7 protein-coding genes are annotated in these 6,966 nt (G+C 63.9%); 5 read left to right on the forward strand and 2 right to left on the reverse strand.

Going from position 1 to position 6,966, the window contains the following annotated elements:
• Positions 1 to 21: 21 nt before the first annotated feature.
• From MESS2_RS03625 to dhaL (MESS2_RS03650), 5 genes are all read left to right on the forward strand, one after another.
• Positions 22 to 792, forward strand: a complete 771-nt coding sequence (locus tag MESS2_RS03625; RefSeq protein WP_008872722.1) for an SDR family oxidoreductase — start codon at positions 22 to 24, stop codon at positions 790 to 792.
• A gap of 22 nt (positions 793 to 814) precedes the next feature.
• Positions 815 to 1,807: a dihydroxyacetone kinase subunit DhaK gene (locus MESS2_RS03630; protein WP_008872723.1), complete on the forward strand. Its 993-nt coding sequence runs from the start codon at positions 815 to 817 to the stop codon at positions 1,805 to 1,807.
• Positions 1,808 to 1,817: 10 nt separating this feature from the next.
• A complete protein-coding gene (dhaL, locus tag MESS2_RS03635; RefSeq protein ID WP_008872724.1) occupies positions 1,818 to 2,480 on the forward strand; it encodes a dihydroxyacetone kinase subunit DhaL in 663 nt (220 codons plus the stop codon).
• Positions 2,481 to 2,683: 203 nt separating this feature from the next.
• Entirely contained in the window at positions 2,684 to 4,780 is a 2,097-nt protein-coding gene (locus MESS2_RS30580; protein ID WP_008872725.1) for a bifunctional sugar-binding transcriptional regulator/dihydroxyacetone kinase subunit DhaK, read from the forward strand.
• 63 nt (positions 4,781 to 4,843) lie between these two features.
• A complete protein-coding gene (gene dhaL / locus MESS2_RS03650) occupies positions 4,844 to 5,512 on the forward strand; it encodes a dihydroxyacetone kinase subunit DhaL (RefSeq protein WP_008872726.1) in 669 nt (222 codons plus the stop codon).
• A 35-nt stretch (positions 5,513 to 5,547) separates the two neighbouring features.
• On the opposite strand, the gene MESS2_RS03655 is transcribed toward dhaL (MESS2_RS03650), so the two are convergent.
• Both MESS2_RS03655 and MESS2_RS03660 read right to left on the reverse strand, forming a co-directional pair.
• Complete coding sequence (locus MESS2_RS03655; RefSeq protein ID WP_008872727.1) at positions 5,548 to 6,294, reverse strand: FAD-binding oxidoreductase; 747 nt, start codon at positions 6,292 to 6,294, stop codon at positions 5,548 to 5,550.
• A complete protein-coding gene (locus tag MESS2_RS03660; protein ID WP_008872728.1) occupies positions 6,291 to 6,902 on the reverse strand; it encodes a molybdopterin-dependent oxidoreductase in 612 nt (203 codons plus the stop codon). Before MESS2_RS03660 ends, MESS2_RS03655 begins: the two co-directional genes overlap by 4 nt.
• Positions 6,903 to 6,966: the final 64 nt, after the last annotated feature.

Below are 6,966 nucleotides of genomic sequence, written 5' to 3' on the forward strand. Positions count from 1 at the left end.
GTTCCAACAGAGAAGAGAACCATGACAGATTCAATCCAGGTCGATCTCAATTTTTCGCTGGGCGGCAAGGTCGCCCTGGTCACCGGCGGCGCCTCCGGCATCGGCAGCGCCATTGCGTCGGCATTTGCCGCGAAGGGCGCCACTGTCGGGGTGATCGATATCAATGAATCGGTGGCGAAGGCGAAGGCCGACGAACTCGGCAACGGCGCTAAATCCTTCGTCTGCGATGTATCCGATCCGCGATCCGTGGAAGCCGTGTTCGCGGCGGCGCAAGCGGCCTTCGGCCATATCGATATCGTCGTCAACAGCGCCGGCATCGCCGTTCTCGCTCCCGCCGAGGAGCTCAGCCTCGATGCCTGGGACAAGACAATCGACATCAATCTCAAGGGAACGTTTCTGGTCTCCCAGGCCGCCGGACGCGCCATGATCAAGGCCGGCAAGGGCGGCAAGATCATCAACATGGCCTCGCAGGCAGGCACCGTCGCGATCGACCAGCACGTCGCCTATTGCGCCTCGAAATTCGGCGTCATCGGCCTGTCCAAGACGCTTGCCGCGGAATGGGGCAAACACGGCATCACGGTCAATACGATTTCTCCGACCGTGGTGCTGACCGACCTCGGCAGAAAGGCCTGGGACAACCCACGCGGCGAGGCGCTGAAGCAGCGCATTCCGACCGGCCGCTTTGCCTTTCCGCAGGAGATCGCCGCCGCGGCGGTGTTCCTGGCATCGAACGGCGCCGACATGATCAACGGCGCCGACCTGCTGGTCGACGGCGGCTACACCATTGTCTGAGCGGCGCAAGATTGGAGCAACAATGCAGCGGTTCATCAACAATCCCGACGAGGTCGTCGAGGATACGGTCAAGGGCTTCGTCAAGGCGCATGCCGACATCGTCAGGCTCGCCAGCAATCCCCGCGTCATCGCCGCCCGCCATGCGCCGGTCGGCGGCAAGGTCGGCGTGATCACCGGCGGTGGTTCCGGCCATGAGCCGGCCTTCATCGGCTACACCGGCCGCAATATGCTGGACGCAGTCGCGGTCGGCGAACTCTTCTCGTCACCGACGGCAAAGAGCTTTCTCGACGCCGCCCGGGAGGCCAATGGCGGCAAGGGTGTCGTCTGCCTCTATGGCAATTACGCCGGCGACAACATGAACGTGAAAATGGCCATCAAGCTAGCGGCCAAGGAAGACATCGAGATCGCAACCGTCGTCGCCAATGACGATGTCTGCTCGGCGGGGCCGGACGAGCGCGAAAAGCGCCGGGGCGTCGCCGGCGAGATCTTCATGTGGAAATGCGCCGGCGCCCTGGCCGCGGAAGGCGCCAGCATCGAGGCCGTGCGGGCGGTGGCGCAACGGGCTATCGACAATTGCCGTTCGATCGGCGTCGGCCTCGGCCCATGCACGCTACCGGCGGTCGGGCACCCCAATTTCCTGATCGAGCCGGGCACGATGGAAGTCGGCATCGGTCATCACGGCGAACCGGGCGTGCGGGTCGAACCGCTGAAGCCCGCCGCCGAAATCGCGCGGGACATGGCCAAGATCGTCCTCGATGACCACGATCTGGCGGCGGGAACCGAAGTTGCGGTGCTGGTGTCCGGCCTCGGCGCAACGCCGGTCAACGAGCTCTACATCCTCAACGATACGATCGAACAGGAGATCACCGGACGCGGCTTGACCATCCACAAGACCTATATCGGCAACTATTTCACCTCGCTGGAAATGGTTGGCGCCACGCTCACGGTCATGGCGCTCGACGCCGAATTGAAACGGCTGCTGGACGTGGCTGTCGATTGTCCGGCAAGGCTTTAGGAACAGGCGAATGCAGCAGTTTGAAAACGCTTCCGCTGGCGACATCGTGCTTTCGATCGCCGACCGGATCATCGAAAATCGTGCCTATCTGAGCGAGATCGACGGCAAGATCGGCGACGGCGACCACGGCGTCAACATGGCCAAGGGTTTCGGCATGGCGGCGGACAGGATCCGGGGCAATGACATGTCGCTGGCCACGGCATTCGACACGCTGGGCACCGTGCTGATGACCGAGATCGGCGGCTCGATGGGTCCGCTCTATGGCGTCATGTTCACGCAATTCGCCGAAACGATCGAGAAATCCTCTTCCATCGACGCCCCGGCATTCAGCGCGATGCTCAGCAATGGTCTCGACGGCATCCAGTCGATCGGCTCGGCCAAGGTCGGCGACAAGACGCTGCTCGACACACTCGTCCCGGCCATTGCGGCCTTCGACGCCGCCAACGCCGACGGCAAGCCGTTCCCGGAAGCCCTGGATGCGCTCGTCCTCGCGGCAGAAAAAGGCCGCGACAGCACCAGGGATCTCGTGGCGAGGATCGGCCGGGCCAGCCGTCTCGGCGAACGCTCGGTCGGCGTCCTCGACGCGGGCGCCACATCCTGTGCGCTGATCCTGAAAGCCCTGGCGCTTGGTGCCAAGCAGAAACTGCTGATATCGGCGACCGCCGGTCGTTGAATTGTGAGATATGCTCCTCCCGAGCAAAGGCTCCCGGCTGACCTTCCAGCCGGGAGCGAGTTCGAGCATGATCCCGAAAAGTGGGAACCGGTTTTCGGAAAAGATCATGCTCAAACAATAAGTTGGAATCCGACCAAGATTGAGAGTTCTTGCATTTGCGCTCATCTTGGCGATCGATCTTGGATTCGGGGAAACCAGGCAGCATGACGGTCAAGACGTTATCGGCGCGGAAGAATGGAACGGCGCGGGCGGGAGCCGAGGCCGGCACCGAGCCGATTCCGCTGCGCTACGGCGACGACCCGTATGTCTGGGCCTGCTGGCTCTACTACGAAGACCACATGACACAAGGCGACATCGCCGAGATCATGGGCATTTCACGGGCGACGGTGAACAGCTACCTGGCCGATGCCCGCGCCCGCGGCATCGTCAACATCTCGCTCGAGCCGTCACGGCTGAGCTCGCTGTCGATCGCGCAGGAACTCAAACGGCATTTCGGCCTGCATGACTGTCTCGTCGTACCGAGCGACGACAATACGCGGCCGCTGATCGATCGCCTTGGCGGAGCGGCGGCGCAGGCGCTTGCCAAGCTTCTGAAATCCGGCGACACGCTTGCTGTCGCCTGGGGGCGAACGGTGCTGGCGATCGCGGAGCAGGCATCGGTACCCGGCCTTCAGGACGTCACCGTCGTGCAGGCCACCGGCGGAACCGCCGCCAATTTTGCCTATACGCCGGAGCTATGCGCTTCGGTCATGGCCGGCGCGGTCAACGCAAGGCTGGTCAACATCACGGCGCCGGCGGTCGTTTCCACGGCCGAGATTCGCGACATGCTGTTGCGCGAGCCGTTGATCGAAAGCCAGTTCGACGCGCTTGGCAAAGCCAACAAGGCGCTGTTCGGCATCTCGTCGTTGCGCCCGAACTCGACGATCCACACCAGCGGCTTCTTTGAATCGGTTTCGCTGCAGCAATATCTCGCCAGGAATGCGGTGGGCGTCGTCGCCGGCCGCTTCATCGACGGGCAGGGCAAGCCGGTGGCCGGCCCGCTCGACGACCGGATCATCGGCATCTCGCTCGATATGCTGAAGGCCATCAACTTGCGCATCGCCGTCGCCGGCGGTTTCGACAAGGTGCCGGCAATCCTTGCCGCGCTGCGCGGCGGCTATGTCAATGTGCTCATCACCGACGCCGCGACCGGTCGCGGCATCCTCAATGCCGACGGCGTGACGGAGCTTGACCAGAAGCTCTCGCAACGCCCGAAGATCGACCACCGCGCGGCCCTGCCCAGCAACTTCCGCACCCATATCAAGAAGTTCCTCAATGATCCCAACGACGTTGTCGAGGAAATGCTCGACGGCGTGGTGAAGGCGCATGCCGGCTATATAAGGCCGATAAAGGGTTCGCATCGCGCCCTCGTCGCCCGCACCGGGCCGAGGCCAGGCAAGGTCGGGCTGGTGATCGGCGGCGGCACAGGGCACGAGCCGTGCTTTCTCGGCTATGTCGGAAAAGGGCTGGCCGACGCCGTTGCCGTCGGCAATATCTTTTCGTCACCGCCTCCCGGCACGATCTTTCAGTGCGCCAATGCCGCATCGGGCGGGCAAGGCGTGCTCTTCGTCTACGGCAATTATGCCGGCGACGTGATGAATTTCGACATGGCGGCCGAGATGGCGGCGGAACACAATATCGAGGTTCGTACGGTGGTGACGACGGACGATATCGCCTCGTCGCCGATCGAGGACAAGGAAGGCCGGCGCGGCGTTGCCGGCAACTTCTTCATGTTCAAGACCGCCGGGGCGGCCTGCGACCGCGGATTGTCGCTCGATGCCTGCGAGGCGGCGACCCGCAAGGCCAATGCACGAACGTTCACGATGGGCGTCGCGCTGGAGCCTTGCTCCATGCCGCAGACCCGCCGCCAAAACTTCGAGATCGGCCCCGACGATATCGAAATCGGCATGGGCATCCACGGAGAACGCGGCGTCATCCGCGACAAGATGATGAGCGCCGACGAGATCGCCGACCGGGTGATGGACCGCATCTTTTCGGAGATGAAGGCGGCGCCGGGAGATCGCGTTGCGGTGCTGGTCAATTCATTTGGCGCGACGCCATTGATGGAACTCTACATTCTGTTCAGGCGTGTCGAGCAGCGGCTGAGCGCCAAGGACATCAAGATAGAGGCGAACTGGGTGGGGCACTATTGCACCTCGCTCGACATGGTCGGTGCATCCATATCGGTCTTGCATCTCGACAACGAGCTGACGGAACTGTTGCATCATCCCTGCGATACGGCCGTCCTGCGGATCGGCTGAAGATAAAGACAGGCGTCCCCGTGAAAGACGGGGCTGCATCCTGCTTGAACCGGGAGGAAGACCATGTCGGACAATGCGGCGCGACGCCTGAGCAGGATGTTCTATCGCATTTCCATTGCGATCGAGGCGGGAAAGGACCACCTCTCGGACCTCGACGGCGCCATAGGCGACGCCGACCATGGCATCACCATGTCGCTCGGCTTCATGGCGGTGAATGCCGAGCTCGCCAAGCTCAACCTCGACAACACGCTGCCGTCGGAGGTTTTCGCGGTCGCCGCGTCAGCCTTTCTCGATGCCGTCGGCGCATCCACGGGGCCACTCTACGCGAGCGCGTTCCGCAGGGCGGCGCAAGCCCTCAAGAAGGATGAATGCCTGTCGCCCGCCGACCAGGCGGCGATCGTCGAGGCGATGACGACCGGCATCAAGGAGCGCGGCAAGGGGCAGCGCGGCGACAAGACGATGCTCGATGCCTGGGTTCCCGCAACGGAAGCGGCCGTCAACGCGCGTGCCCGCGCTGCCGGAGGCCCGGAAATGTGGAACAGCATATTGGAGGCCGCCGAAGCCGGCGCGAATTCGACACGGTCGATGGTCGCTGCCCGTGGCAGGGCGGCGAGACTGGGGGAACGATCGCTTGGCCACATGGATCCGGGCGCGGCCTCGGCCGTCATCATCCTGCGGGCGATGAAGGACACGTTTGACGAGGGCGAGCGGGAAAAATCAGGCCCCCGCTAACGACGGCGCGTTAGTCTACCGCTCCAATCGCCCGTTCAAACGCCGTAGCGTTCGGTGCGGATGAGGCCTGCCGGAACGCCGGCATCGATCAGCGCCTGGGCGGCGCTCGACACGAAGGCATTCGAACCGCAGACGAAGGCCAGGCCTGGCGATCCGGGCAACCGCATCATCGTTTGCACCATCATCTGGGCGTCGACCCGCCGCGCATAATCCTGCGGACGCCGGGCCGGCTCGCGCGTCAGCGTCAGCACCAGACCGAAGCCGTCCTGGCGGTCGTCGAGGCCGATCAGTTCGTCGCGAAAGATGACGTCGTCCCAGACCCGCGCGGAAAATACCAGTGCCGCGGGTACCAATGATTTGCGCGCTACGCGATGGCGGATCATCGCCATCAGCGGCACCACGCCCGAGCCGCCACCGACCAGGAGAAGCGGCCCGCCGTCGCTGTTGGACCAGACGAAGTGTCCGCCGAGCGGTCCGCGCAATTCGACCTCGTCGCCGACCGCCGCCACCTCGTGAAAAAACGGCGAGACCTCGCCGTCGTCGAGCTTTTCGATCGCCAGTTCGATCGTCTCGCCCGCTTCCGGCGCCGAGGCGATGGAGTAGGAGCGGCGTGCCTGGTAGCCGTCCGGCGCCGTCAGCCTGACGTCGACATGCTGCCCGGCGCGATAGGCGAAGGGCCGCGACGGCTGCAGGAAAAAGCTGGTGACGCGCGGCGTGCGCTTTTCGATGCGGGTGATGGTGACCGTCTGCCAGGGCGACTGCGCCGCCGCTGCCTCGCTCATGGGTCGCCCGTGTAGCGCTGCTCGCTCCACGGGTCGCCATAGATGTGGTAGCCACGCAATTCCCAGAACCCGGGCTCGTCGCGCTCGGTGAACTGCAGCCCGTTCAGCCATTTGGCCGATTTCCAGAAATAGAGATGCGGAACCAGCAGCCGCGCCGGACCGCCATGGTCCGCCGCGATCGGCTTGCCTTCGTAAAGCAGCGCCACCATCGCCTTGCCGGCGGCGAGATCCTTGGTCGGCACATTGGTTGTATAGCCGTCGAAGGACAGCGCCAGCGTGAAGGCGGTCGGCGGCTCGATACCGGCATCGGCCAGAATGTCGTCGACCAGCACGCCCTGCCAGGCCGTGTCGAACTTGGTCCATGCGGTGACGCAATGGATGTCGCGGGTCATCTTGCTCATAGGCAAGGCGTTGAATTCGGCCCAATTCCACTTCTTGATCGGCCGCGGTCCGTGCTTGAGCGTGAACGACCACTCCTCGGTGCGCACGCGCGGCGTCGGCCCGGCCGACAGAACCGGGAAGCCCTGTTCGAGATACTGCCCGGGCGGAATGCGCGCGTCAGTATCGGTGGGCGGCCGGCGTCCAGAAAAGAAACCGCGAGTGACCATCGGGAGTATCCGTTTTGAATCGGACCGTTCGTGTCAGGCCGCTTGTCGTTCCTCGGCAGTCTTC

It is taken from the genome of Mesorhizobium metallidurans STM 2683, assembly GCF_000350085.1.
Taxonomy (GTDB): Bacteria; Pseudomonadota; Alphaproteobacteria; order Rhizobiales; family Rhizobiaceae; genus Mesorhizobium; species Mesorhizobium metallidurans.

What these genes read in the sequence shown, in the direction of transcription:
- MESS2_RS30580 (WP_008872725.1), top strand. Translation starts at nt 2,684, where the DNA reads ATGACGGTCAAGACGTTATCGGCGCGGAAGAATGGAACGGCGCGGGCG.
- dhaL (WP_008872724.1), top strand. Translation starts at nt 1,818, where the DNA reads ATGCAGCAGTTTGAAAACGCTTCCGCTGGCGACATCGTGCTTTCGATC.
- MESS2_RS03630 (WP_008872723.1), top strand. Translation starts at nt 815, where the DNA reads ATGCAGCGGTTCATCAACAATCCCGACGAGGTCGTCGAGGATACGGTC.
- MESS2_RS03655 (WP_008872727.1), bottom strand. Translation starts at nt 6,294, where the DNA reads ATGAGCGAGGCAGCGGCGGCGCAGTCGCCCTGGCAGACGGTCACCATC.
- dhaL (WP_008872726.1), top strand. Translation starts at nt 4,844, where the DNA reads ATGTCGGACAATGCGGCGCGACGCCTGAGCAGGATGTTCTATCGCATT.
- MESS2_RS03625 (WP_008872722.1), top strand. Translation starts at nt 22, where the DNA reads ATGACAGATTCAATCCAGGTCGATCTCAATTTTTCGCTGGGCGGCAAG.
- MESS2_RS03660 (WP_008872728.1), bottom strand. Translation starts at nt 6,902, where the DNA reads ATGGTCACTCGCGGTTTCTTTTCTGGACGCCGGCCGCCCACCGATACT.